The 24,046-nt window shown below is 60.2% G+C and carries 22 protein-coding genes; 13 read left to right on the top strand and 9 right to left on the bottom strand.

The genetic code is table 11. The annotated features are described in order from the left end of the window. The first annotated feature begins 1 nt into the window (after nucleotide 1). The 3 genes from NLK58_RS11340 to panP all read left to right on the top strand — a co-directional run bounded on the left by NLK58_RS11340 (nucleotide 2) and on the right by panP (nucleotide 4,122). Entirely contained in the window at nucleotides 2-1,702 is a 1,701-nt protein-coding gene (locus tag NLK58_RS11340; protein WP_341580784.1) for an isovaleryl-CoA dehydrogenase, read from the top strand. A gap of 202 nt (nucleotides 1,703-1,904) precedes the next feature. Then, complete coding sequence (locus NLK58_RS11345) at nucleotides 1,905-2,249, top strand: DUF503 domain-containing protein (RefSeq protein ID WP_117620360.1); 345 nt, start codon at nucleotides 1,905-1,907, stop codon at nucleotides 2,247-2,249. Nucleotides 2,250-2,445: 196 nt separating this feature from the next. Next, nucleotides 2,446-4,122, top strand: coding sequence for a pyridoxal-dependent aspartate 1-decarboxylase PanP (gene panP / locus NLK58_RS11350; RefSeq protein WP_341580785.1), 1,677 nt, complete (start codon nucleotides 2,446-2,448; stop codon nucleotides 4,120-4,122). Nucleotides 4,123-4,254: 132 nt separating this feature from the next. On the opposite strand, the gene NLK58_RS11355 is transcribed toward panP, so the two are convergent. After that, the gene (locus NLK58_RS11355) at nucleotides 4,255-4,521 is read right to left on the bottom strand and encodes a hypothetical protein (RefSeq protein WP_117618646.1); all 267 of its coding nucleotides are present in this window, start codon (nucleotides 4,519-4,521) and stop codon (nucleotides 4,255-4,257) included. 95 nt (nucleotides 4,522-4,616) lie between these two features. Next, the gene (locus tag NLK58_RS11360; RefSeq protein ID WP_117618647.1) at nucleotides 4,617-6,176 is read right to left on the bottom strand and encodes an inorganic phosphate transporter; all 1,560 of its coding nucleotides are present in this window, start codon (nucleotides 6,174-6,176) and stop codon (nucleotides 4,617-4,619) included. Nucleotides 6,177-6,386: 210 nt separating this feature from the next. Between NLK58_RS11360 and NLK58_RS11365 the strand changes: the two genes are divergently transcribed. The 3 genes from NLK58_RS11365 to NLK58_RS11375 all read left to right on the top strand — a co-directional run bounded on the left by NLK58_RS11365 (nucleotide 6,387) and on the right by NLK58_RS11375 (nucleotide 10,689). Further along, nucleotides 6,387-7,490 (top strand): GGDEF domain-containing protein, encoded by a 1,104-nt coding sequence (locus NLK58_RS11365; protein WP_117618648.1) that lies wholly within the window; start codon nucleotides 6,387-6,389, stop codon nucleotides 7,488-7,490. 94 nt (nucleotides 7,491-7,584) lie between these two features. Continuing rightward, nucleotides 7,585-8,031 (top strand): flavodoxin, encoded by a 447-nt coding sequence (locus NLK58_RS11370; RefSeq protein WP_117618649.1) that lies wholly within the window; start codon nucleotides 7,585-7,587, stop codon nucleotides 8,029-8,031. Between the two features lie 51 nt (nucleotides 8,032-8,082). Then, nucleotides 8,083-10,689 carry an EAL domain-containing protein gene (locus NLK58_RS11375; protein ID WP_341580786.1) on the top strand — a complete coding sequence of 869 codons (2,607 nt, stop codon included), beginning with the start codon at nucleotides 8,083-8,085 and terminating at the stop codon, nucleotides 10,687-10,689. 8 nt (nucleotides 10,690-10,697) lie between these two features. Here the strand turns inward: NLK58_RS11375 and NLK58_RS11380 are convergent, their stop codons facing one another. The 3 genes from NLK58_RS11380 to NLK58_RS11390 all read right to left on the bottom strand — a co-directional run bounded on the left by NLK58_RS11380 (nucleotide 10,698) and on the right by NLK58_RS11390 (nucleotide 13,046). After that, nucleotides 10,698-11,552 carry an acyl-CoA thioesterase II gene (locus tag NLK58_RS11380; RefSeq protein ID WP_117618651.1) on the bottom strand — a complete coding sequence of 285 codons (855 nt, stop codon included), beginning with the start codon at nucleotides 11,550-11,552 and terminating at the stop codon, nucleotides 10,698-10,700. Nucleotides 11,553-11,685: 133 nt separating this feature from the next. Beyond that, nucleotides 11,686-12,840: an NAD(P)/FAD-dependent oxidoreductase gene (locus NLK58_RS11385; protein WP_117618652.1), complete on the bottom strand. Its 1,155-nt coding sequence runs from the start codon at nucleotides 12,838-12,840 to the stop codon at nucleotides 11,686-11,688. Between the two features lie 38 nt (nucleotides 12,841-12,878). Beyond that, nucleotides 12,879-13,046 carry a rubredoxin gene (locus NLK58_RS11390; protein ID WP_008173532.1) on the bottom strand — a complete coding sequence of 56 codons (168 nt, stop codon included), beginning with the start codon at nucleotides 13,044-13,046 and terminating at the stop codon, nucleotides 12,879-12,881. Nucleotides 13,047-13,312: 266 nt separating this feature from the next. Here NLK58_RS11390 and NLK58_RS11395 point away from each other — a divergent pair, with 266 nt between their 5' ends. The 5 genes from NLK58_RS11395 to phoR all read left to right on the top strand — a co-directional run bounded on the left by NLK58_RS11395 (nucleotide 13,313) and on the right by phoR (nucleotide 17,535). After that, nucleotides 13,313-13,870, top strand: coding sequence for a hypoxanthine-guanine phosphoribosyltransferase (locus NLK58_RS11395; RefSeq protein ID WP_117618653.1), 558 nt, complete (start codon nucleotides 13,313-13,315; stop codon nucleotides 13,868-13,870). Beyond that, complete coding sequence (locus tag NLK58_RS11400) at nucleotides 13,851-14,435, top strand: chorismate lyase (protein ID WP_341580787.1); 585 nt, start codon at nucleotides 13,851-13,853, stop codon at nucleotides 14,433-14,435. Before NLK58_RS11395 ends, NLK58_RS11400 begins: the two co-directional genes overlap by 20 nt. Nucleotides 14,436-14,505: 70 nt before the next feature. Continuing rightward, nucleotides 14,506-15,393 (top strand): 4-hydroxybenzoate octaprenyltransferase, encoded by an 888-nt coding sequence (gene ubiA / locus NLK58_RS11405; RefSeq protein ID WP_117618654.1) that lies wholly within the window; start codon nucleotides 14,506-14,508, stop codon nucleotides 15,391-15,393. Between the two features lie 76 nt (nucleotides 15,394-15,469). Then, a complete protein-coding gene (phoB, locus tag NLK58_RS11410; RefSeq protein ID WP_117618655.1) occupies nucleotides 15,470-16,162 on the top strand; it encodes a phosphate regulon transcriptional regulator PhoB in 693 nt (230 codons plus the stop codon). Between the two features lie 53 nt (nucleotides 16,163-16,215). Then, entirely contained in the window at nucleotides 16,216-17,535 is a 1,320-nt protein-coding gene (gene phoR / locus NLK58_RS11415; RefSeq protein WP_117618656.1) for a phosphate regulon sensor histidine kinase PhoR, read from the top strand. Here phoR and NLK58_RS11420 read toward each other — a convergent pair. Then, nucleotides 17,532-18,416, bottom strand: coding sequence for a response regulator (locus NLK58_RS11420; RefSeq protein ID WP_117618657.1), 885 nt, complete (start codon nucleotides 18,414-18,416; stop codon nucleotides 17,532-17,534). The two genes, phoR and NLK58_RS11420, sit on opposite strands and share 4 nt — an antisense overlap. A gap of 230 nt (nucleotides 18,417-18,646) precedes the next feature. On the opposite strand from NLK58_RS11420, the gene NLK58_RS11425 reads away from it, so the two are divergent. Both NLK58_RS11425 and NLK58_RS11430 read left to right on the top strand, forming a co-directional pair. Beyond that, nucleotides 18,647-19,897 carry a lytic murein transglycosylase gene (locus NLK58_RS11425; protein WP_117618658.1) on the top strand — a complete coding sequence of 417 codons (1,251 nt, stop codon included), beginning with the start codon at nucleotides 18,647-18,649 and terminating at the stop codon, nucleotides 19,895-19,897. Nucleotides 19,898-20,075: 178 nt separating this feature from the next. Beyond that, nucleotides 20,076-20,768, top strand: coding sequence for a pseudouridine synthase (locus tag NLK58_RS11430; protein WP_341580788.1), 693 nt, complete (start codon nucleotides 20,076-20,078; stop codon nucleotides 20,766-20,768). A 2-nt stretch (nucleotides 20,769-20,770) separates the two neighbouring features. On the opposite strand, the gene NLK58_RS11435 is transcribed toward NLK58_RS11430, so the two are convergent. The 3 genes from NLK58_RS11435 to ilvD all read right to left on the bottom strand — a co-directional run bounded on the left by NLK58_RS11435 (nucleotide 20,771) and on the right by ilvD (nucleotide 24,005). Continuing rightward, nucleotides 20,771-21,250, bottom strand: a complete 480-nt coding sequence (locus NLK58_RS11435) for an asparaginase domain-containing protein (RefSeq protein ID WP_341580789.1) — start codon at nucleotides 21,248-21,250, stop codon at nucleotides 20,771-20,773. A 26-nt stretch (nucleotides 21,251-21,276) separates the two neighbouring features. Continuing rightward, a complete protein-coding gene (gene pbpG, locus NLK58_RS11440; RefSeq protein ID WP_303286025.1) occupies nucleotides 21,277-22,227 on the bottom strand; it encodes a D-alanyl-D-alanine endopeptidase in 951 nt (316 codons plus the stop codon). Between the two features lie 89 nt (nucleotides 22,228-22,316). Beyond that, entirely contained in the window at nucleotides 22,317-24,005 is a 1,689-nt protein-coding gene (gene ilvD, locus NLK58_RS11445; protein WP_303286027.1) for a dihydroxy-acid dehydratase, read from the bottom strand. Nucleotides 24,006-24,046: the final 41 nt, after the last annotated feature.

Here is a 24,046-nt window from a genome sequence, read left to right on the forward strand (position 1 = left end):
AATGAACGCGCGGCAACCCAGACCCCAGATGCCAACAACCGACCAGGAGGATCGCTACCTGGCCACCACCCACGAGGTCTTCAACCAGCCCCCGGCTCTGGAGAACTATAACCTGTTTGAGCAGGACACTGCTTTGCAGGAAGCCGCTCTCCGAGAGGGTGCCGGAAGCGCAACCGAAGACCTCAAGGCATTCGGCGCCCTGGCCGGCGCCGCCGAAACCATCGACCTGGGCTTTCGCGCCAACGCCAACAAGCCGGTGTTCAATACCCACGACCGTTTCGGCCACCGCATAGACGAAGTGGACTTCCACCCGGCCTACCATGAACTGATGCGGATTGCCTTCGAAAACGGCCTGCACAGCAGCCCCTGGAGCCAGCCCGGCCAGGGCGCTCACGTGGCCCGCGCCGCCAAATACTACATGCACTCCCAGGTGGAAGCGGCCCATTGCTGCCCGGTGACCATGACCTTTGCCGCCATCCCGTCCATCCGGAAACAGCCGGAACTGGCGGCGGACTGGGAAGCCCGGATCCTCGCCAACCGCTATGACCCACGCAACCTGCCGGACAGCCAGAAAACCTCCGTCACCATCGGCATGGCCATGACCGAAAAACAGGGCGGCAGCGATGTCCGGGCCAACAGCACCAGAGCCTACCCGGTGGGTGCCGAAGGCCCCGGCCAGGCCTATGAACTGGTGGGCCATAAATGGTTCGTCTCCGCCCCCATGTGCGACGCCTTCCTGGTGCTGGCCCAGGCATCGGGTGGACTATCCTGCTTCCTGATGCCCCGCTGGCGCCCGGACGGCACCAAGAACCCCTGGCAGGTCCAGCGCCTGAAAAACAAGATGGGCAATATCGCCAACGCCTCCAGCGAAGCCGAACTGCGCGGCGCCCTCGCCTGGATGGTGGGCGAAGAAGGCCGTGGCGTAGCCACCATCATCGAAATGGTCGCCATGACCCGCTTCGACTGCATGATCGGCAGCTCCGCCGGTATGCGCCAGGCGGTGGCCCAGGCCACTCACCACTGCCGCCACCGCAGCGCCTTCGGCAACCGCCTGATCGAACAACCGCTGATGCAGAACGTGCTCGCCGACCTGGCCCTGGAAAGCGAAGCCGCACTGACCTACACCATGCGAATCGCCCGCGCCCTGGACAACCAGGACAAGGAACACGAACGCCTCCTGGCCCGCCTGGCGACACCGGTCGGCAAATACTGGATCTGCAAACGCACCCCGAACCATGCCTACGAAGCCATGGAATGCATCGGCGGCAGCGGCGTGATGGAAGACTGCATCATGCCCCGCCTGTTCCGGGAATCCCCCGTCAACGCCATCTGGGAAGGCAGCGGCAACGTCCAGTGCCTGGACACCCTCCGCGCCCTGCAAAAAGAACCCGAAACCCTCGACGCCTTTTTCAAAGAAGCCGCCGAAGCCAAAGGCGCCGACCGACGCTTCGACCAGTTCCTGGCGCAACTGCAACACGACTTCGCCGACATCAGCGACTTCCAGTACCGCGCCCGCAACCTGGTCGACCGGATGGCCCTGGTCATGCAGGCGTCCCTGCTTCTGCGCCACTCCGACAGAGCCGTAGCCGACGCCTTCTGCGCCTCCCGCCTGCAGTCCGGCGGTGGCATGAACTACGGCAACCTGCCCTCCGGCACCGACCCGGCAGCCATTATCAAACGGGCAACGCCTGTAGTAGGCTAATGTATTTGTTGTCGGCGCTATAACGAACGACGGCCAAGGCAACAGAAGCCTACTGAGAACTATGCGAACCGGTGGGGGTTGGCTTTCCAAAACTGTGCGGAGCCATGGATGGCGGAGCCCAAGCGTCACAGGGATGTGCCGTAAGGAGCGTGTTTTGGAAAGCCAACCCCCGCCGGTTCAGGCACCAAAGTCGGAACCAACCATGTCAGAAGCCCTGAGAAAACTCCTGAGGGAAGGCCAAAAGCCCCAACAGCCAGTAATCACGCCCCACGTAGGCGTCCTGACACTACATTTCCAACTCTACGGCTGCGAAGACCTCAAAGCCAAGCGCAAAGTCTTCACCGCCTTGAAGGCCGTCTGGGGCAAAGAACCCGACCTGGCCGTGGCCGAAACCGCCGATCAGGATGCCCTGGATCGCGCCACCTGGACCATCGCCGCCCTGGGCACCTCCTCCCGGCAGATCACCCAACGCCTCGACCAAGTCGAAAAAGCCATCCAGGAACGGGTGGATGCTGCCATACTGGACATACACCGGGAGATACTCTGACCGGAACACAACACCCCGGGCAGGGGCCATATGTGGCGTAACCTGTCGCCAGGCCGTATACTACGGCCCCTCAGGGATGCCAGTGCGCCTGCCAGGGGCAGGTGACCAGAAACCAATGCCGGACATGAATGCCGGCCGTATCCGCAGGGCATCCGGAACCGGCCCTCCGGATGACCACTGAGTGTGAGTGGCGCCTATGACCGGAAAGAAAAAATCCGCCCAGGCCTCGGTTGAGGCCATGTATCGCGTATTCACGGTGCCCGAGGCGCCGGAATCCACGCTGAGCCGGATTGACCAGAACATCTCCCGCAACCTTACAGGCTTCCTGCAGGAGCACATTGTTGCGGTTGAGCGGGACCTTTCGGATGTGGAGAAAGACTTTTCCGATTACAGCATCCCCGAAAAACCCGTCTTCGTGTCTGAACAGGCCCAGTTCCTCCTGGACAAACTGGTCGCCAACTCCGTTCACACCGCCTCCCCGGCTTTTATCGGGCACATGACCGCAGCGCTGCCCTATTTTATGCTGCCGCTGTCCAAGATCATGATTGCCCTGAACCAGAACCTGGTCAAAACCGAAACCTCCAAGGCGTTCACCCCCATGGAGCGCCAGGTCCTCGGCATGATTCACCGACTGGTCTACCAGGAGGACGGCGCCTTCTATCGCAAGTGGATGCACGATCCCCGCCATGCCCTGGGCGCCATGTGCTCCGGCGGCACCGTAGCCAACCTGACCGCCCTCTGGGTAGCCCGCAACCGCGCCTTCCCCGCCGAAGGCAGCTTCCGTGGCCTGCACCAGGAAGGCCTGTTCCGGGCCCTGAAATACTACGGTTACGAGGGCGCTGCCGTCGTGACCTCCCGTCGCGGCCATTACTCCCTGCGCAAGGCCGCCGACGTCCTCGGTCTGGGCCGGGAATCCCTGATTTCGGTGGATACTGACGACGAAAACCGAATCCAGACCGACGCCCTGCGGGACAAATGCCTGGAACTGCAGCGTCAGAAGATCAAGGTCATGGCCATCTGCGGCGTCGCCGGCACCACCGAAACCGGCAACGTCGACCCACTGGATGCCATGGCTGACATCGCCCGGGAATTCGGCGCCCACTTCCATGTAGACGCCGCCTGGGGCGGGCCGACCCTGTTCTCACGCACCTACAAACACCTGCTGCGAGGCATCGAAAAAGCGGACTCCGTCACCTTCGACGCCCACAAACAGCTCTATGTACCCATGGGCGTGGGCCTGGTCGTGTTCCGGGACCCAAGCCTGGCCAGCGCGGTCGAACACCACGCCCAGTACATCATCCGGAAAGGCTCCCGGGACCTCGGCAGCACCACCCTCGAAGGCTCCCGGCCCGGCATGTCCATGCTCATCCACTCCGGCCTGAAAATCCTGGCCAGAGAGGGCTACGAGATCCTGATCGACCAGGGCATCGACAAGGCCAAAACCTTTGCGGAAATGATCGAAGCAGAGCCGGATTTCGAACTGGTCACCCGACCGGAACTGAACATCCTGACTTATCGCTATTGCCCGGGGAACGTTCAGGAAGCACTGGCATGTGCCGATCCATTGCAGGCGGAAAAGCTTAACACCTGCCTGAACCGGATCACCAAGTTCATCCAGAAAACCCAGCGGGAACGGGGCAAGGCGTTCGTCTCACGGACCCGACTGGAACCCGCCCGTTATTTCAACTTCCCCTGCATCGTGTTCCGGGTGGTATTGGCAAACCCGTTGACCACAAAGGACATCCTGGCGGACATATTGGCTGAACAACGGGAACTGTCAGCGGATGAGGGAATCCAGGACGAAATAAACATACTGCATCAGATGGCGGATGCAGTATTGAAACAGGTAACTCCCAACGCCCGGCAAGCATGAAGGCGACTGTAAATGCCAGGTGAGCCGGCTGGGGGACGTTTCAAAAGCTGTGCGGAGCCATGGAGGTGGGTTCAGTCCTAGACCGCAATTGGGCCAGGGCTCTGGCCCAATCGCTCTGAGTTCGGGGCCGGGTCAGTAAAGCGCCTCTTCATCATCCAGAACATCGTGGATGATATCCAGGAACATGCGGTCCGCCTCACTCCAGTTCTCGGGAATCCGGATGGTGGTGTTGGCACTGATTTCCCGGGCAATGATCTCCTCGGCATTCGGCTCACCCCGATGCTTGCGGGCAATCTCCATGGATTTGACCGCAATGGTCGGATCGCTCAACACCTTCTTGATGAATACCCGAAGCTCATCAATCATCTTCGCCTGACGGCTCTCACTCGATGTACTCATACTTCACTCCCCGGACAAATGGATGCTCGGGGGCATAGCCCCCGTACTTTCTGCATAGTATGGCCAAACTGGTCTGTTACAACCAGCCCGACGCATCAGACCAGCAGGCCGCGCAGGGTGAAGAACAGGATGGCCGCCATAATGGCCGAGGCGGGCACGGTGATGATCCAGGCCGCCGCAATCCGCACCAGGTGGGAGCGCTTGACCATTTCTTCCCGGTAAATCTTTTTCAGCCGCTTGCGTTCGGATTTGGACAGCGGCACCTGTTTTTTCTTCTTGGCCTGCTTCAGCAGGTTTTCCATTTCCTCGACAGAGGCGTTGCGAAAGTCGTCGAGGAACGGCTTGAGGCGCTCCTGCTCGGCAGGATCGTGGTGCTCCATGATCTTGTGCAGCTGAGTCACATAGTTGGATTTCAGGTATTCCCGCAGGAATCCAACGCCGAATACACCACCAATCGCGATATGGGTGGAACTGACCGGCAGGCCCAGCTGGGAAGCGAGAATAACGGTGAGTGCGGCAGACAGCGCGATACAGAAGGCCCGGGTCTTGTCCAGTTCGGTAATTTCGCTGCCAACCGTCTTGATCAGGCGCGGGCCAAACAGCATCAGGCCAACGGCAAGGCCGAGAGCACCTACCATCATGACCCATAGCGGAATACTGGCCGAGGTGATCACCGTTCCGGTCGACAGGGCATCGTTAATGGCTGCCAGCGGACCGATGGCGTTTGCCACGTCATTGGCACCATGGGCAAAGCTCAGCAGCGCAGCTGCAAAGATCAGCGGCCAGATAAACAGTGTGTTCACTCCGGTCGAGCTGTTCTCCATGGTTGATGCCAGTCGTCCCACCAGTGCACGCATCACGAAGAACACCACAGCCGCTGCCGCAAGACCGATCAGCGTAGCCTCAAGAAAGTCTACCTTGACGACTTTCTTCACCCCTTTGACCATCAGATAGGTACCGAACGCCCAGGCCATAATAGCCACCAGCCAGGGCACGAAAGTGCGCGCCGCCGGGATGACATCCTTGCGATACAGCACCGTCTTCTTGATCACGAACAGGAACAGCGCCGCCAGGGCACCACCCAGCACCGGTGAGATAACCCAGCTCGCGGCAATCTTGCCCATCACCGCCCAGTCAGCAATGTCCCAGCCGCCGGCAGCAATGCCGGCACCAAGCACGCCGCCAACAATGGAGTGGGTCGTCGATACCGGCGCGCCCATCCAGGTGGCCAGATTCAGCCAGAGCGCGCCGGCCAGCAGGGCCGCTGTCATCAGCCAGACAAAGGCCCGGCCATCTTCCAGGGTTGAGGGATCAATAATGCCGCCTTTGATGGTAGAGACCACATCGCCACCGGCAATGATCGCACCGCCCGCTTCAAAAACAGCAGCAATCACAACCGCCGCGCCCAGTGAAAGGGCCCCGGACCCCACCGCCGGACCAACGTTGTTGGCAACGTCATTGGCGCCGATGTTGATCGCCATGTACCCGCCAATAACCGCGGCGGCCATCAGCAACATGCTGTTCGGCATTCCCTGGCTGAATGATCCGACAGTCAGCCATATTCCAAGCAGGAAAAGCAGGCTGATGCCGACCCTGTATCGTTCCGTGGTAGGGCTGGTAAGGAGGGTATCCAGGAATCCGCTCGAACGGGCCATAACAGATCAGGTCTCGTTTAGTCTGTGAAAAAAGGGGAGCGAGCTTTGCCGCGCCGCAACTATAAAATCTTTGACATGAAATTGAAATAAAACGGTCATATTTCAATCAGGCTAAACACATCACAGACGGGACTGCAAAATTTCACTAACTTCACTCATAATCCGGGCTAAAAGCGTCTAAATTACAAAAACACCAAGAATAAGGCTTGCATGTCCCAACCAACCTCCTCCGGCCAGATCGCCGCCGGCGAACGGGAAGACTTCCAGGTCTCGCGCCTGCTCACCTGGCTGTCGGTCACTGCCATAGCCTTTCTCGTCGGAATCGGCGCCAAGGCCTGGTTCGCAGGCCACACAACCCACGCCTGGGTGCTCTGGTCGTTTATCGGGCTGATCGGCCTGAACATGCTGTATTTTGCCCGCACCGGCGACCAGACAAGGCAGAAAGGCGGGCTGATTGTCATTGTCGGCCTGCTGTTTACCTATCTGATGGCCTCTGGCGGCGAGAGCAATACCGGCCCCCTCTGGTTCTATGTATTTCCGCCCCTGCTGTTCTACCTCACCGACCTGAAAACCGGCACGGCGGTTTTGCTGTTTTGTTACCTCATTGCCGTTGTGGTGTTCCAGTTTCCCGGCCTGCCACTGGTGGCCGCGGAATACAGCATGGACTTCAAGATCCGCTTCTTTGCCACCCTCACCTTCGAATCAATTTTCTGTTTTGTCCTTGAAGCCAGCCGTCTCAAGGCCCGCAATGAGCTGGTGGCGCTTGCCGAAACCCACGAGTATGCGGCGAGAACCGACGAGCTCACCGGGCTGTCCAACCGCCGGGACATGCAAAACCGCCTGGCCATGGAGTTTTCCCGCTACCTGCGCTCCGGGCACCACTTCTCCATTGCCCTGATTGATCTTGACCTGTTCAAGACCATCAACGATCAGTTCGGGCACGATGCCGGTGACGAAGTGCTCCGTGAATTTTCTGCGCTGATGAGAACAGTAATCCGGCAAACCGATGTGGCGGCCCGGTGGGGTGGCGAAGAATTTCTGGTACTCCTCCCCGACACTTCCCTGCTCCAGGCACTGACCCTGGCAGAAAGGCTTCGCTCCAGGGTAGCCAGGCAGCCGTTTCGGTTCAGGGGGCAGAGCCTGCCGGTCACCATCAGTGCCGGCGTCTGTTCTATTGCCAAGGCCGGATCCCTGGACGACCTGCTTAAACAAGCCGATGTAAACCTGTACAGTGCCAAGGAATCCGGCCGCAACCGAATCGCGCCACGAGTGCGCAGTCAGGAGACTGACCCACCAGTTAAGCCCGTGAGTTGAGCCCGTGAGTTGAGCCCGCCAAACGCTCCCGTTATGATCGTGCGCCACCACGGGACCCTATGGTCTGAACCCAGTACACTGAACAGGTAAACCAATGACAGCCATCCGTATTCTGGTGGGCAGCGTCTACGGCGGCGCGCTACTGACAGCCCGGGCAATCAAGAAGGATCTGGAAACCGACGGACATCAGGTCACCTTGCTGGAAAGCGCGGCGCTGGAAGACATCACCTCGAACCATGACCCGCTTCTGGTTTGCACATCCACCACCGGGCAGGGCGAGCTGCCACCGAACCTGCTGCCGTTCTATCTGGATTTGCGGGATCAGCTGCCACAGCAACCGGGCCGACCCTTCGGCGTGATCGTTCTGGGCGACAGCTCCTACGGCGACACCTTCTGCGGCGCCGGTGAACTGATGGAGGAAGCGCTGTACGAGACTTCGGCCCGCAAGGTTGGTGATACCCTGCGCATTGACTCCCTGGAAACCATGGAGCCTGAAGCAGACGCACTGCCCTGGGCCCGGGACTGGCTTAGCCAGATCTGACCGGATTACACAAATTTGCGTAACCGGTCCTGCCACCGACTTGAGCCATTAATGGCGACACGCCATACTCGGAAAGACAACGATATAAAGCGGTACACCGTGGCATCGACACAATGGCTCCGTTTGCTGATAGCACTGACTCTGTTGTCAGGCCTGGCAGCCCCTTCCCAGGGGGCTGAAACATCGTATATCCCGCAGATTGAGTACCTCCGCGTTGACCCGGACAGCACCCTCACCGCCACTGAAGCGCTGGCGTCCGACGACTGGCAAACCCTGAAAGAGGAAAGCCCGAATTTCGGCTACATCAGGGACACGGTCTGGCTCCGGTTTCCCGTTAGCCGCCCGGCAACGATCAATCTTCTGGAAGTCCGCTATTCCCAGCTCGACAGGCTCACTTTCTATCTGCTGGAAAACGGTCGCATTGCAAACCGGGTAGAAACCGGAGACCGGGCTCCCTTTGCGCAACGGCCCATATTATACCGCCATTTCCTGTTTCCCTTTGAACAGAGCATTGCCAGTGAGTACCAGATTCTGCTCGAAGTGAGCACTCAGGGAGCCATGCAGATACCACTCAGACTCTGGAACGCGCAGGCATTCTTCGAGCACGCATCCATCGAAGATCAGCTGCACGCAGTCTATTACGGCATCCTGATCACCGTTATCTTCTTTAATCTGTTCATTTTTTCCGCCTTGCGGGAACCGATGTACCTGCTCTATGTGCTGTCCACGCTCGGCTATCTGCTGGTGATCGGCAGCCTCAATGGCACCTCCTTTCAGCTTATATGGCCGGACAACCCTGCCATACAGAACCAGATGATGCTGCTCTCGGTGCCCTTCGCCATGCTGTTCACCCTGCTGTTCTCCCGCTCGTTTCTGAAACTGCAAGATACCGGCCCTACCCTGGACCGCCTGGTCGTAATTGCCATCGCCCTGAATGCCGTAGCGGCCGCAATCACGTTCTTCGCCGATTACAGCACCGGGAGCCGTCTGACCGTTGCACTGGCCATTCCCAGCTTCCTGCTGCTGACAACCCTTGGCCCCCTGCAGTGGGCCAAGGGTAACCCCCAGGCCAGTTACTACACCCTGGCCTGGGGCGCATTGACGCTCGGCAGTGCCGTCACCGCGGCCAACAAATACGGGCTGCTACCCACTACCTTCCTGACCACCTACGGGATGCAGATTGGCTCGGCGCTGGAGGCCATCCTGCTCACACTGGCTCTGGCGGCGCGGCTGTATCAGCAACGGCAGGAGAAGGTGGAAGCCCGGGAGGCCGAACTCAGAGCCATGGCAGCGCGACGCTCGGCAGAGCTCAAACTGATGGACCACGCCCTGCATAACCCGCTGACCGGTCTCCCCAACCGCAGCAGTTTCGAGATGATGCTGAATGACCTGATGATGCGCGGCCCGGATAAGCGCTATGGCGTTGCGATCATTCACCTGAACAACCTGCAGTCCGTTACCAAGACTCTGGGCCACCGCAACAGCGACCGGATCCTGGAGCTGGCGTCGAAACACTACAATGCCGTTATCCGGGAGCTGCCGGGCGCCATGCCAGTGGAACAGAGCGATCTGCGCAACTTTTTCCTGGCCTCACTGGATCCACAGACCTTTGCGTTTATCGTCGATGCCGATGCCACCGGCTCCGTTCCCCGGTCGATTCTCAAGGGCCTGGACGGCATTCGGTACCCTATCGAGTACCTTGGCATGCAGGTGCCTCTGGACCCGCGACTGGGTGTGGCGATTTTCCCGGAGCATGGCCTGGATGCGAACACGCTGATCCGCCGGGCGGTGATCGCCGAGGGCTCGGACTCGGCCCGGGAACGGGGCATCGCCTATTACAAGCCGGCAAGGGATTCCTACAGCGCTGACCGGCTTACCATGGTTTCGGAGCTGCGGCAGGCACTGGAAAATGATGGGCTGGCGCTTTTCATGCAGCCCAAACAGTCGCTGAGGACCAACCGGATCGTCGGCCTCGAGGCACTGATTCGCTGGCCGGGACGCTCCCAGCCTCTCCGGGCCGACGAACTGGTTACGCTGGCGGAGCAGAGCGGCCTGATCAAACCCCTTACCCGCTGGGTTCTCGAGGAGTCCCTCAAGCTTCGCTCCCGGCTGCTGGATCAGGGCTGGCCACTGACCATCTCCGTCAACATCTCGCCCAACAACCTGCGCGAGCCGGATTTTCCGGCCTTCGTTCAGAAGCTGATGAGCAGTTTTCACAGCCACCAGGGCGCCATCATCCTTGAAGTCACCGAGACCTCCATGATGCAGGACCCGGGCAATTCCCTGAGAGCCCTCAACTCCCTGAGCGCCACCGGCATTCCGATCTCCATCGACGACTTCGGGTCCGGCTACTCATCTCTGTCCTACATCAAGCAGTTACCGGCCAGCGAGGTCAAGATTGACCGGTCGTTGGTCACGGATCTTGCCACCGAGGCCGAAGACCGGGTCATTGTGCAGACCACCATCGATATGTGCCACAGTCTGGGCTACCGGGTAGTTGCAGAAGGCGTGGAGGATCACGGCACGGCGGATCTGCTGCGGGAGATGGGGTGTGACATGATCCAGGGTTACCTGATCACACCACCGCTCCCCTTCGATGAATTGCTGGACTGGCTGAGCCGAAACCACCACCAACCGGACCAGCGAAAACTCGGCTGAGCACCCTGTCAACGCTGACGGATCAGCGCCTCCTGGGTGGTGGAAGCCACCAGCAAACCCTCCTCACTGAAGAAGTTGCCGCGGTTAAAACCACGACCCGCCGAGGCGCTGGGGCTGTCCTTGTCGTACAGCAGCCATTCATCCATCCGGAAATCCCGATGGAACCAGATGGCGTGATCAAGACTGGCGACCTGAAGGTTTTTGCTCATGAAAGTCAGGCCGTGGGGGTTCAGGGAGGTCCCGAGAAACTGGAAATCGGACGCGTAAGTCAGCAGGCAGCGGTGCAGCACCGGATCATCCGGCAACGGCCCCTGAGCGCGGAACCAGCTCTGCTTGTGGGGCGGACGTTTTTCGGGCTTTAGCGGATTTACCGGGTTAACGGGCCGGATCTCGATCGGGCGATCACGGGTCAGGGTTTCGCGCACTCTTTCCGGCACCTGGGGTGCCAGGATCTTGCCCCATTCCTGTTCCGAACGAAGTGATTCCGGGCCCGGCGCGTCAGGCATCTTTAACTGATGCTCAAAGCCCTCTTCAGCCACCTGGAACGACATGGAGCCGGTCAGGATTTCCTTGCCATCCTGGCGAGCAATCACCCTGCGAACGGAGAAACTGCCACCATCCCGGACCCGCTGGACTTCGTAATCGATGGGCATGCTGTGATTGCCGGGGCGCAGAAAATAGGCATGCAGGGAGTGGCACAGACGCCCCTCAACGGTGCGGCTGGCAGCCATCAGCGCCTGGCCGATAACCTGTCCGCCGAACACGTTGGGAAAGCCCAGATCCTCGCTATCGCCCTGAAAGTGATCATCGCCAATGGGCGAAAGGTCCAGCAATTCCACCAGCTTCCTGGTTACCTCAAGCATGCCTGCTCCTGTGATTTCGTTAGCACACGACGGAGTTTTCTACCGCAAGCGGGGAGATTTCGCAATGAAAAGCCGCGAACGGCAGATAAAAACGGCCCCAGAAAACCGGGGGCCGTTCAGTCATTTCGGAGGGTTACCCGTGTATCGGCGGCACTTCCCGGGACAATGCCTGTTTCTCCAACGCAAAGCGACCTGTTACTGCAAACCCGAGGACCTCACCATCCGGACTCTTGAACAGCGCCTTGACGTCAGTGCCGTCCTGCTCCACATCCCAGCTGCCCCGGGCATCCGGAGCCGGCGGGCAGACGGCAGTAGGGCAACAGGGGGTCTTGATCATCACAGGCATGGTGCCATAGCGCACCTCGGTTCGCTCGCCGGTCAGCGTTTTGGCGAGGGCCCGGGCACAGGCCATCAGGGGCAGGACATAGAGCAGAACGTGGCCATCCACCTCGGCACAGTCCCCGAGGGCATAGACGTCCGGCGCCGAGGTTTCCAGAGCACGGTTGACGGTAATGCCACGACCGGTGGCAATGCCTGCCGCCTCGGCCAGCCCGATCCGGGGCCGCAAGCCCACGGCAGACAGCACCAGATCGGCATCCAGAGTCTCGCCATTGGCCAGGCTCAGGGCTACGCCACCGCCTTGCCGGTCGATCCGGTCCACCACGGTGCCGAGGTGGAAGCGGACGCCCAGGTTTTCCAGCTCCTGCTGAACCGCATTGGCGGCAACGTCCGGCAACAGGCCAGGCATCACCACTTCCGAGGGCGCAATCACGTCCACCTCGTAGCCGCCGTTGCGCAGATCATTGGCGAACTCACAACCGATCAGGCCGGCACCCATAATTGCGACCCGCTTGCCGTCGCCAAGGGCCTTGCGAAACTCGCGGTAGTCCATCAGGTCATTGATGGAGAACACGTGCTCCTGACCATCGCCCTCCAGGCTCAGCCGAATGACATCGGCGCCCCAGGCCAGAACCAGCTTGCGGTAGACGAGGCGCTCGTCGCCCAGCACCAGTTCGTGGCCTTGGGTATCAATTCCGGTGACGGTGGTGAAGGTCCTGACCCGCACATTCAGTTGCTCCGCCATGGCCTCCGTTGAAGCCTGAGCCAGCCCCCCGGCATCCTTGCCCTTGGTAAAGCCGGTGGAAAGCATGGGCTTGGAGTAGCTTACGCCGTCATCGGCCGTCACCATGATGACCGGGGTCTCTTTGTCCTGCTTGCGGATTTCCCGCGCCAGTGAGTAGCCGGACAACCCGGTGCCAACGATAACGATGGGGGCCTGTTCAGTCATAACCGCGTTCCTTGTTTAACCAACCGCGCCGGCTGGTATCAGCCAATCTCGATCATCTCAAAGTCTTCCTTGCCGACACCGCAGTCGGGGCAGACCCAGTCTTCCGGCACGTCTTCCCACTTGGTGCCGGGCTCAATGCCATCCTCGGGCCAGCCTTCCGCCTCATCGTAAATCAGACCGCAAACCACGCACTGCCACTTCTTCATAGAACGTCTCCCCATGTCTTTCGGGCGCAATGATAATTGTCCGACAATCTTTCGCGCAAGTGTATTACCCTTGTTAACAGATACGAACAACGGTTGAATCAGGCCATCATACCCATCGCCCCGGAATTGACCAATGCCAATGCCGACACTCGGTTCCGGAGTTTTCCGCCAGTAGCCACACATACCGGCCCGCGAGAACTGACCGCCCCTCCCTTCCGGCGCCCCTCTCCGGTATAATCGCCCGTTTTACGACAGGACCGACCGATATGACCGATACCGTCGCCGAGATGAACCAGGTAATGGCCGAAGCCGACTGCCTGGTCGATGAACAGCAGGTACAGACTGCAATTGGCAAGCTGGCCGACGATATTGCCGACCGCCTGAAAGACAGCAATCCGCTGTTGTTCTGCGTGATGAATGGCGGGCTGATCCTCACCGGGCAGTTACTGCCCCGGCTCCGGTTCCCGGTCCAGGCCGAGTACCTGCACGCCACCCGTTACCGCCAGGAAACCACCGGCGGCATCCTGGAGTGGAAGCTGCAACCCGAAGCCGACATCAACGGCCGCACCATCCTGATTGTGGATGACATCCTGGATGAAGGCACAACCCTGTGCGCCATTGCCGATTACTGCCGGGCCCACGGTGCCAGGGAAGTGCTCACCGCGGTACTGGTCGACAAGAAACACGACCGGAAAGCCCGCCCGGATCTGAAGGCGGATTTTACCGGCCTGGACGTGGAAGACCGTTTCCTGTTCGGTTACGGCATGGACTACAAGGGCTACTGGCGCAACGCGCCCGGCATCTATGCGGTCAAGGGACTCTGATATCAAAAGCCAACTGAGCGATATCAACAGCCACCTGACTATCCCCCCGACGAGCTGGTATCGCTCTCTCACAGCGGCCGGGCTGCGCAATCCCGCGGTGCACGGCCGCGCCCGGTACTGGCTGCAGGTGGAAGGCTCGTTTACCCGGGCCCTGCAGAAACATTGCACCCGGTCATTCCATGTCGAGGTTCGGCGGGAGGGCTTCGACTCGCCGAACCTGGAAGAATCCCGGCGCCTGGCAATTCCCCCCAGGCAACACGCCTGGATACGGGAAGTCCGGCTGTGCGGTGATGGCGAGCCCTGGGTGCTGGCACGGACCGTCATCCCCCTGAACTGCCTGGAAGGTGAAGGGCGCCGCCTGCTGCACCTGGGCAACAGGCCACTGGGGGCCTATTTGTTCACCAGCCCTCATTGGGAACGGGGCCCGCTGGAAACCGGCCTCTGCAATCCTGTCATTCCCGGCCAGCCAGAGCTGGCCCGGCGCTCCCTGTTCAGTGGCCATAACAGCTCCCTGCTGGTGGGTGAATATTTCCTGCCCGCCCTGCTTCACCGGAACACGCTTTAACCAACCGCCTGCCACTGGCTATAATCCCCTGCACTTGCTGAATTCGCAGAACACCAGACGGACGCACCCCATGTTGCCCGATGCCATGCCAGACCCTATCCAGCGCCGGTTGGCCGACTACGCCAGCCTGCTCAGAATCGACCGCCCGATCGGGACATTGCTCCTGCTCTGGCCTACCTACTGGGCTCTCTGGCTGGCCGGAGAAGGCAGCCCCGGATTTGGCAATGTCATCATTTTCACACTGGGCGTTTTCTTCATGCGCGCCGCCGGTTGCGCCATCAACGATTTCGCCGACCGGGACTGGGACCGGCATGTAAAACGGACCAGGGACCGCCCGCTCACGGCCGGCCGGGTGAAGCCCTGGGAAGCGGTTGCGCTTTTTGCCGGCTTGTGCCTGATTTCATTCCTGATGGTCGTACTGTTCACCAACCCCCTGACCCTTTACCTGTCCTTCGGTGGTGCGCTGCTGGCGCTCATTTACCCGTTCATGAAGCGGTACACCCACCTGCCCCAGCTCTTTCTGGGAGCTGCCTTCTCATGGGCCATTCCCATGGCCTGGGCGGCAGAGGCCGGCGAACTCAGCCAGCTCACCTGGCTGCTATTCACCGCCAACGTACTCTGGACGGTGGCCTACGACACCCTCTATGCCATGGTGGACCGGGACGACGACCTGAAAGTGGGCATCAAGTCCACGGCCATCCTGTTCGGTGATGCCGATAAAGCGATCATTGCCACCCTGCAGGGTATGGTTGTGCTGATCCTGGTCATCGTGGGCCAGCGCGCCGAACTGGGCACATTTTATTATCTGGGCGTGGTGGTCATGGCCTGCCTGTTCGTGTACCACCAGTTCCTGGCCCGGGAACGGGAGCGTGAGGGCTGCTTCAAGGCGTTTCTCAATAACAGCTGGGCCGGGTTCGCGGTGTTTACTGGCCTGGCCATCGATCTGCTGATGCGCTGATCCTGTCATATACTTGTAACACTTGGACGTTGTAATGGGGTAGCAACAAATCAAGGTCTGACACAGGTTAAAGCTCATGACTGGAAAAACTGTCCTGATCGTCGATGATGAGGCGCCGATCCGCGAGATGATCGCCGTGGCCCTCGAAATGGCGGATTATGACTATCTGGAGGCAGCGGACGCCCGGGAAGCCCATGCCCTGATTGTCGACAAACACCCGGATCTCGTGCTCCTGGACTGGATGCTCCCCGGCACCAGTGGCGTGGAGCTGGCCCGTCGCCTGAAAAAGGAAGAGGCGACCGCCGATATTCCCATCATCATGCTCACCGCCAAGGTGGAGGAAGACAACAAGATTCAGGGTCTGGAAGTCGGTGCTGATGACTACATCACCAAGCCGTTCAGCCCGAGGGAACTGGTTGCCCGCCTGAAAGCGGTCCTGCGGCGCGCGACACCGCCCGGCGTGGACAACCCCATTGAAGTGGAAGGCCTGACCCTGGACCCGATCGGCCACCGGGTCACCACCAACGAGGGCGCCCTCACCATGGGCCCGACCGAGTACCGGCTGTTGCAGTTCTTCATGACCCACCAGGAACGGGTATATACTCGCTCCCAGCTTCTGGACCAGGTCTGGGGCGGTAATGTCTATGTCGAGGAACGGACGGTTGATGTCCACATCCGCCGGCTGCGCAAGGCCCTTGGCGACGACTACGACCATCTGATCCAGACGGTTCGGGGAACCGGTTACCGCTTCTCGACCAAAGCCGCGTAAGTAACTCCGGCCAGCTGAGCGTCAGCCCCGGATCGGACACAAGGCAGTTTTTGATGCAACACAACTGGTCTCGGTACCTGCGCTACATCCTCGGCGGACTGCTCGGCTCCACTCTGGTCGGCCTCTACTTCGGCGAGCCTTATTACGGGCTCACTTTCGGACTGGTCATCTATCTCTGGTGGACGCTTGTTCAGGCCCGGCGCCTGTACCAGTGGCTGGCCAACCCCAGCGCCACGGACGAAGCGCCTCAGAGCATCGGGCTGTGGGGCGACATCTTCGACAATCTCCACAAACTGCACCAGACTCATCTGAGAACCCAGGATCGCTTGCGGGCCCAGATAAACCGGGTGCAGGAGTCCACCAACGCCATGCGCGATGGTGTGATCATGACCGACTCCGGGGGTGCCATGGAGTGGTGGAACGGATCAGCCGAATACCTGCTGGGCTTCCGGCGCAACACGGACCGCGGCCAGTACATCCACAACCTGATCCGCACACCCGCCTTCAAGACCTACTTCGATTCCCGGAACTACCGGGAGCCGCTGGAGATCCACTCCCCGGCCAAACCCCATATTCACCTGCAGATACAGATCAGCCTGTTCGGTGACGACGACCGTCTGATCGTCGCCAAGGACGTCACCCGTCTGTTCCAGCTGGAGCAGATGCGCCGGGACTTCGTCGGAAACGTGTCCCATGAGATGCGCACGCCACTGACGGTGATCAGTGGTTACCTGGAAACCCTGGTCGACAACGCCGATGACCTGCCGCCAAAGTGGCGCCGGGCCATTAACACCATGGCCGCCCAGTCGTCCCGGATGGAAGCCCTGATTACGGATCTGATCCTGCTGTCGAAGATTGAAACCGGTGAACAGACGGTGAATGACACCCTCACGGACGTGGACCAGTTGATCAGCCAGATCAGCCACGATGCCCGGGCGCTCAGTGGCGACAAGCAGCACGAGATAAGGGTTCAGGTCGGTGACCACCGGTTACTGAAAGGTGATGAAAGCCAGTTGCGCAGCGCCTTCTCAAACCTGATCTTCAATGCCGTCAAGTACACGCCAGCCGGGGGAAAAATTACCGTATCCTGGTCCACCAACCGGGAAGGCGCGCACCTGTCGGTCAAAGACACCGGAATCGGCATTGATCCGGTGCACATCCCTCGTCTGACGGAACGCTTTTACCGGGCTGATCCAAGCCGGCACAAGGACACCGGAGGCACCGGGCTTGGTCTGGCGATCGTCAAACACGTGCTGCTCAATCACGATGGCAATCTGGAAATACGCAGCCGCATTGGCGATGGCAGCGAATTCATCTGCCACTTCCCCAGGGACAGGCTGGCAGAGCGCGTACCGGAGAAGACCGGAAACTAGCGCTTACCGGCACGGAAGCGGGCGACAAACCGGGACAGATCTTCCAGCTTTTTCGGGTCCTCGTCGACAAAGCGGATGGTCACGCTGACGAAATCGGTGTCCTGGCGCTTGTCTACCGCCTGTAACTGATGCACGTAGCCATTCAGCCGGGCCATCTGGCCCTCACCTGTCTCAATATCAACCACGGCCTGATCAAGAATACCGGGAAATACCTGATCCCGTTTGGCGATCACCCGGACTTCCGTCAGGTTGATGTCCTTGACCACGGATTTCAGGGTACTTCCGGCAAAGCGGATAGAGGCAAGACTCATCGCACCCCGGGCCTGGGCCTGTCTCGGGGTTGCCGGACTGCCCGGCATCAAGGGCGACGACGGGGCCGATTTCTCAGGAGTTCCCGGCGCCGTGGCCGGCTCCTGCTTGCGGGTCAGCAAGGCCGCAGATTCCTTGAATGCGTCTGCGGGACTGGCCATGGACTTGCCGCTGTGATCCATGGCGTCCTGCAGTTTTCGCCCCATGACCTTGATAATTTTCCTGCTAAGGCCATCCGGGCTGAACGGCTTGCCGAGGTATTCGGAAACCCCTCCCTTGACCGCTTCAATCACATGATTCTTGTCCCCCCGGCTGGTGATCATGATAAACGGCACTTTCTCGTACTGGGGCTGCTCACGCATCCACTGCAACAGCTCCAGCCCGGACATTTCCGGCATCTCCCAGTCGCATAGCACCAGATCAAATGCCGTCCGGGACATCAGTGACTGAGCCCGCCGGCCGTTCTGGGCATCGATTGTCTCGAATACCGGAAAGCGCTGGCGCACTGTTCGCTTGACCAAATCACGTACAAAGCTGGCGTCGTCCACCACCAGCGCTTTCAGCATTACCATAATTGCGACCTTCCGCTCTCCACCGCCCGGGTTAATGGTCCAACTATAGAACAAAGGCCAACGCCGGAAACCTGCCTGCAACAAAAAGACGACAAATGCGGTTTGCCGGGAACCGGCAGGTTAAAGAATTGTCACCCCTCCTGGCCCCACACAATGTTTCTCCGGCGTGAAAACGCGCTACCATGGGGTCCGGAATTTTCACACCATCATTGCCCTGATAGAGGTTCTGTGTGCTGACCACACCTGCAAGGATTCTGCACCCTCGCGGCCTTACCCGCGGCTTACTGGTTTCCGGTTTTTTATCACTTCTGTCACTGCCCACCATCGCCCAGGACAGCGCGGCATCAGCACCGGCCGGTTTTTCCGAATGCAAGGCCCGGCTGCAGGAACAGGCCATTGCCGCCGGAGTCAACAGCAAGACCGCCAGCGAAGTGATGGCCAGGGCTGAACACCTGGACCGGGTAATTGAACTGGACCGCCGGCAACCGGAATTCACTACCACCTTTGCCGATTATCTGAACCGGCGGGTTAACGATGCCCGGGTCAGCAAGGGCCGTGAATTGCTGGAGGAACACCGGGAGCTGCTGGACCGTGTGACCCGGGAAACCGGCGTGCCGGCGCCCTATCTGGTTGCCTTCTGGGGACTGGAAACCAACTTTGGCAGCTATTTCGGCAAAATGCCGGTGCCAAGCTCCCTGACCACCCTGGCCTGCGATCCCCGCCGCAGCACCTTCTTCACCGAACAGCTGATAGCCGCCCTGCGCATCATCGATGAAGGCGCCATACCGGCAGATCAGATGGAAGGCTCCTGGGCCGGCGCCATGGGCCATGTGCAATTCATGCCCACGGTGTTTCTGCAGCACGCAGTGGATGCCGATGGTGACGGGCGCCGGGACCTCTGGAACAGCCTGCCGGATGCCATGATGTCCGCCGGCAGGTTCCTGCAATCCATGAACTGGAACGGCGACTACCGTTGGGGCCGGGAAGTACTTCTGCCCGACAACTTCGACTACTCCCTGGCAGACGGACGGCGACTGCCCCTGGCACAGTGGCGGGAGATGGGCATTACCGATGCGTTCGGCAATGCACTGGCCCGGGAACCCATTGATGCGGCCCTGGTGGTGCCCGCCGGGCACCGGGGCCCTGCCTTTCTCGCCTACGACAACTTCCGGGTGATCATGGGCTGGAACCGATCGGAATTCTACGCCATCGCGGTTGGTTACCTGGCAGACCGGATTGCCGGAGCAGGGATGCTCCAGAACCCGCCGCCGGAGGATGCGCCTGCGCTGTCCCGTGACAACATCATCAGCCTTCAGGAGGCTCTGCAGCAACGGGGTTATGAGCCTGGCAAGCCCGATGGCATTATGGGGCCGGCAACCCGCTCTGCCATCCGCCAGTTCCAGGCATCCAGCGGGCTGATCGCCGACGGTTATCCCGGCGAAACCGTGCTGACAAAACTGGGCGTCCTGACCAGTCAGTGATCTAGTGCCCCGTCTGGCTAATTCGCTAACCTACTGCGAATTAGCCAGACGGGGCACTAGCACCAGAGCAACAACCTGCTATTGCAGGTTACTGTTTAAGGCGAGACTGAACCGATATGGATTCCATTACCCTGGCCAGCCTTAGCACACCGGCACCGGGACAACACTGCTGAACACCATGCGCCTGGACCAGTTTATTGCCAACAGCACAGAACTTTCCCGCAAGGAGGCCAAACGGGCCATCAGCCAGGGCCAGGTGACGGTGAATGAGCAAACCTGCACAGGTGCCAACACGAAGCTGGCCGGTCATGAGCGGGTGGCGTTGTCGGGAACGCCGCTGACCTTGCCGGGCAAGCGCTACCTGATGATGAACAAACCGGCAGGCGTGGTAAGCGCCACCACCGACAGCGACCATCCAACCGCACTGGACCTGCTACCCGCGAATCTGGCCCGTAACCTCCACATTGCCGGTCGCCTGGATGCGGATACCACCGGCTTGCTGTTGCTGACCACCGATGGCCAGTGGTCCCACCGGATCATCTCGCCCCGCACGGATTGCCCCAAGACATACCGGGTAACCCTGAGCGAACCGCTATCCACCATGGCGGTTCGGAAACTGCAGCAGGGGGTGTATCTTCACAATGAGCCCAAACCCACCAGGCCTGCGCAAGTGGCCATTCTGGAAGAGAGAATCATCGAGCTGACGATTTCAGAGGGGCGCTACCACCAGGTCAAGCGCATGCTGGCGGCGGTCGGCAACCATGTCGAGGCACTACACCGCCTGCGGATCGGCGGTGTCACGCTGGACCCGGAGCTGGGCCCCGGCGGACACCGGGAACTGACCCGCGAGGAAAAAGACAGCCTGGCCTGAAGTCAGGTGCGTTCGAAACGCTGGGCCTGGAGGTTTTTCCGCACCGCACCGGCTTCGAATACCTCACCGTTCATGGCGATATAGACACCGGGCGGCAACAGTTGCACTGCCGCCCAGGCAAAACCGACATTGAAAACCGCGTCGGTCCGGCGCATGCGGGCCGGCTGCATGGCACCGGTCAGGACAATGGTCTTGTCCTTCAGGCTGGATAACACCGCTGCGGTATCGGCCATGGTATCAGTGCCATGGGTGATAACGATTCGGTCACAATCGCATTCGCTGACTGCCGCCAGTACCTGCCGCCGATCCTCGTCGTTCATCTCAAGGCTGTCCTTGCGCATCAACTCACGCAGTCGGTAACCACCGTGGATATTGGATTCCGAAAGCACCTCCGGCAACAGGCTGTGGCCCACCTCAAACTCGCTGTTGGCGTCAAAATACACCTTGTCGATGGTGCCACCGGTGGTGAAGATCTGGATCATGACGGGATTCCTTTCAGGGTCCAGGATCAGTTCACGCTGACCGTGCTGTTACCGGCAGTCGCATAGGCCGCGTTCTTCTGCTGTTCGTAGCGCCGGGCCGCTGCCGCCACCGAACCCCGGGCCCCGGTGTCCAGCCAGCGCCTGATCCGCCCGGCATCACCCATGGGAGAGCGGGTACCAAGGGAGTCCAGCAAGACAGTAACCACTTCCTTGCCGTTCATCTGCGAAATCATCACCAGGCAACGCCCGGCCTCAGAGAGATAGCCGGTCTTGCTCAGAGCCACGCCCCAGCTGTCCCTGTGAACCAGGGCATTGGTGTTACCGAAAGACAGGCTGTACCGGGGATTACGGAATTGCCCCCGGAAATAGTCGGTCGTGGAATATTTACCGATCTCGGGATGGGCGGTGGCTGCGTTCACCAGTTTAACCAGATCGGACGCGGTGGAGACATTGTCAGATGACAGCCCCGTTGGGTCTACGAAGTGGGTTCCAGTCATGCCCAGCTCCCGGGCCTTGGCGTTCATCGACTCGATGAACGCATCAAAACCGCCCGGGTGGCTGCGGGCCAGGGTGTAGGCCGCAAAATTCTCTGAAGACATCAGCGCGATTCTCAGCACGTCCGCACGGCGCATCTGCGAGTCAATACGGATCCGGCTGTAGGCGTTGGCGGCGGCCGGGGTGTGGCGCTGGTGAAAAGTCAGCCATTCATCCAGCGGCTCTCCGGATTCCAGCACAACCAGCGCCGTCATGACCTTGGTGATCGAGGCAATGGGCACGGATCGATCCGCGTTTTTGCCGAAAATCAGTTCGTCGGCGCCGGCCACCGCAACCGCGGCATTCACCGATGCCAAGTTGGGACCCGCTTCCTTCGCTGATGACAGAGCGTTGGCGGATGAATTCTGTTGATGGGCCTGCGAGAGCCAGGGCGCCAACATCAGAAAAAACGCCCAACCAATCGCCATACTCCGGTTACCCATGCATCAAAGCCCCTTCTGTCGTCTTCTGTCCAGCCAGTTACGTCCTCACCAGCGCCGGATTATAGCAGCGATAGTCAGGTGTCATCAGTTCATGGCAGATCGGTAATGGCGCCCCTGGACGCCGAACTTACGGTGCGGGCATATTTCGCCAGCACGCCCCGGGTGAATCGCGGGACCGGTGCCTGCCAGGCCTGCCGGCGCCGCTCCAGTTCTCCATCCGAGACACCCAGTTCAATCCGGTTACTGACCGCATCAATGGTGATGGTGTCGCCATCCTCAACCAGCGCAATCGGACCGCCCTCGGCCGCTTCTGGCGTAATATGGCCAACCACAAATCCATGGCTGCCACCGGAAAACCGGCCATCGGTAATCAGGGCTACGTCGCTGCCCAAACCCTTGCCCATGATGGCAGACGTGGGACTGAGCATTTCCCGCATACCCGGCCCTCCTCTTGGCCCTTCGTAACGGATGACCAGTACATCGCCGGCAACTACCGTGCCATCCAGAATCCGCTCCTGGGCCTCTTCTTCGGAATGGAATACCCGGGCCCGGCCGGTGAAACGGGTGCCTTCCTTGCCAGTGATCTTGGCCACCGCGCCGGTCGGCGCCAGGTTCCCGAACAGGATGCGCAGATGGCTGTCGGCCTTGATCGGGTTGTCGAAGGCATGGATGATGGCCTGCCCCTCCGGATAGGGTGCCACATCCGCCAGATTCTCCGCCAGGGTCTGGCCGGTCACGGTCAGGCAATCTCCGTGCAGCAGGCCCCGGTCCAGCAGCATCTTCATCAGCGGCTGGATACCGCCAATGGCCACCAGCTCTGACATCATGTAATGCCCGCTTGGCCGGAGGTCCGCCAGCACCGGCACCCGCTTGCCGATCTCTACGAAATCCTCCAGTCCCAGATCCACACCCACCGTGCTGGCCATGGCCAGAAGATGCAGCACCGCATTGGTGGAACCGCCCAGGGCAATCACCACGGTGATGGCATTCTCGAAGGCTTCCCGGGTCATGATGTCGCCGGGTTTGATGTCTTTCTCCAGCAGGTTCAGCACCGCCGCCCCGGCACCCCGGCAATCCGCCGCCTTGGTGTCCGACACGGCATTCTGGGCGGAACTGCCCGGCAGACTCATACCCATGGCTTCAATGGCCGACGCCATGGTGTTGGCGGTGTACATGCCGCCACAGGAGCCGGGCCCGGGAATCGCGGTTTCCTCGATCTGCTTGACCTCAATCAGGTCCAGATCGCCTCGGGCGTAGGCTCCAACAGCCTCGAACACCGAGATAATATCGGTGTGGTTCTCCCCGGGCATGATGGTGCCGCCATACACAAACACCGACGGCCGGTTCAGGCGAGCCAGTCCCATCATGCAGCCCGGCATGTTCTTGTCACAGCCACCAATGGCCACCAGACCATCAAACCCTTCACAGCCGGCCACGGTTTCAATGGAATCGGCAATCACCTCCCGGGACACCAGGGAGTACTTCATGCCCTCGGTGCCATTGGCGATGCCATCGGATACGGTGATGGTGTTAAAGATCAGCGACTTGCCGCCAGCTTCATCGGCACCGGCCGCCGACGCTTCGGCCAGCTGATTGATGTGCATGTTGCAGGGCGTGAGATTACTCCACGTAGACGCAATACCGATCTGGGGCTTCCTGAAATCCTCATCGGTAAACCCGACCGCCCGAAGCATGGCGCGACTGGCCGATTTGCCAATGCCATCGACCACGGGTGCCGAATATTTCCGGCGCTTGTCCTGATTCTTGTTTTGCGTCATGGGAGTCTCCTTTTCAGATGCCTTATCTGACCAGACTCTCA

Source organism: Marinobacter metalliresistant (genome assembly GCF_038098645.1).
GTDB lineage: Bacteria > Pseudomonadota > Gammaproteobacteria > Pseudomonadales > Oleiphilaceae > Marinobacter > Marinobacter metalliresistant.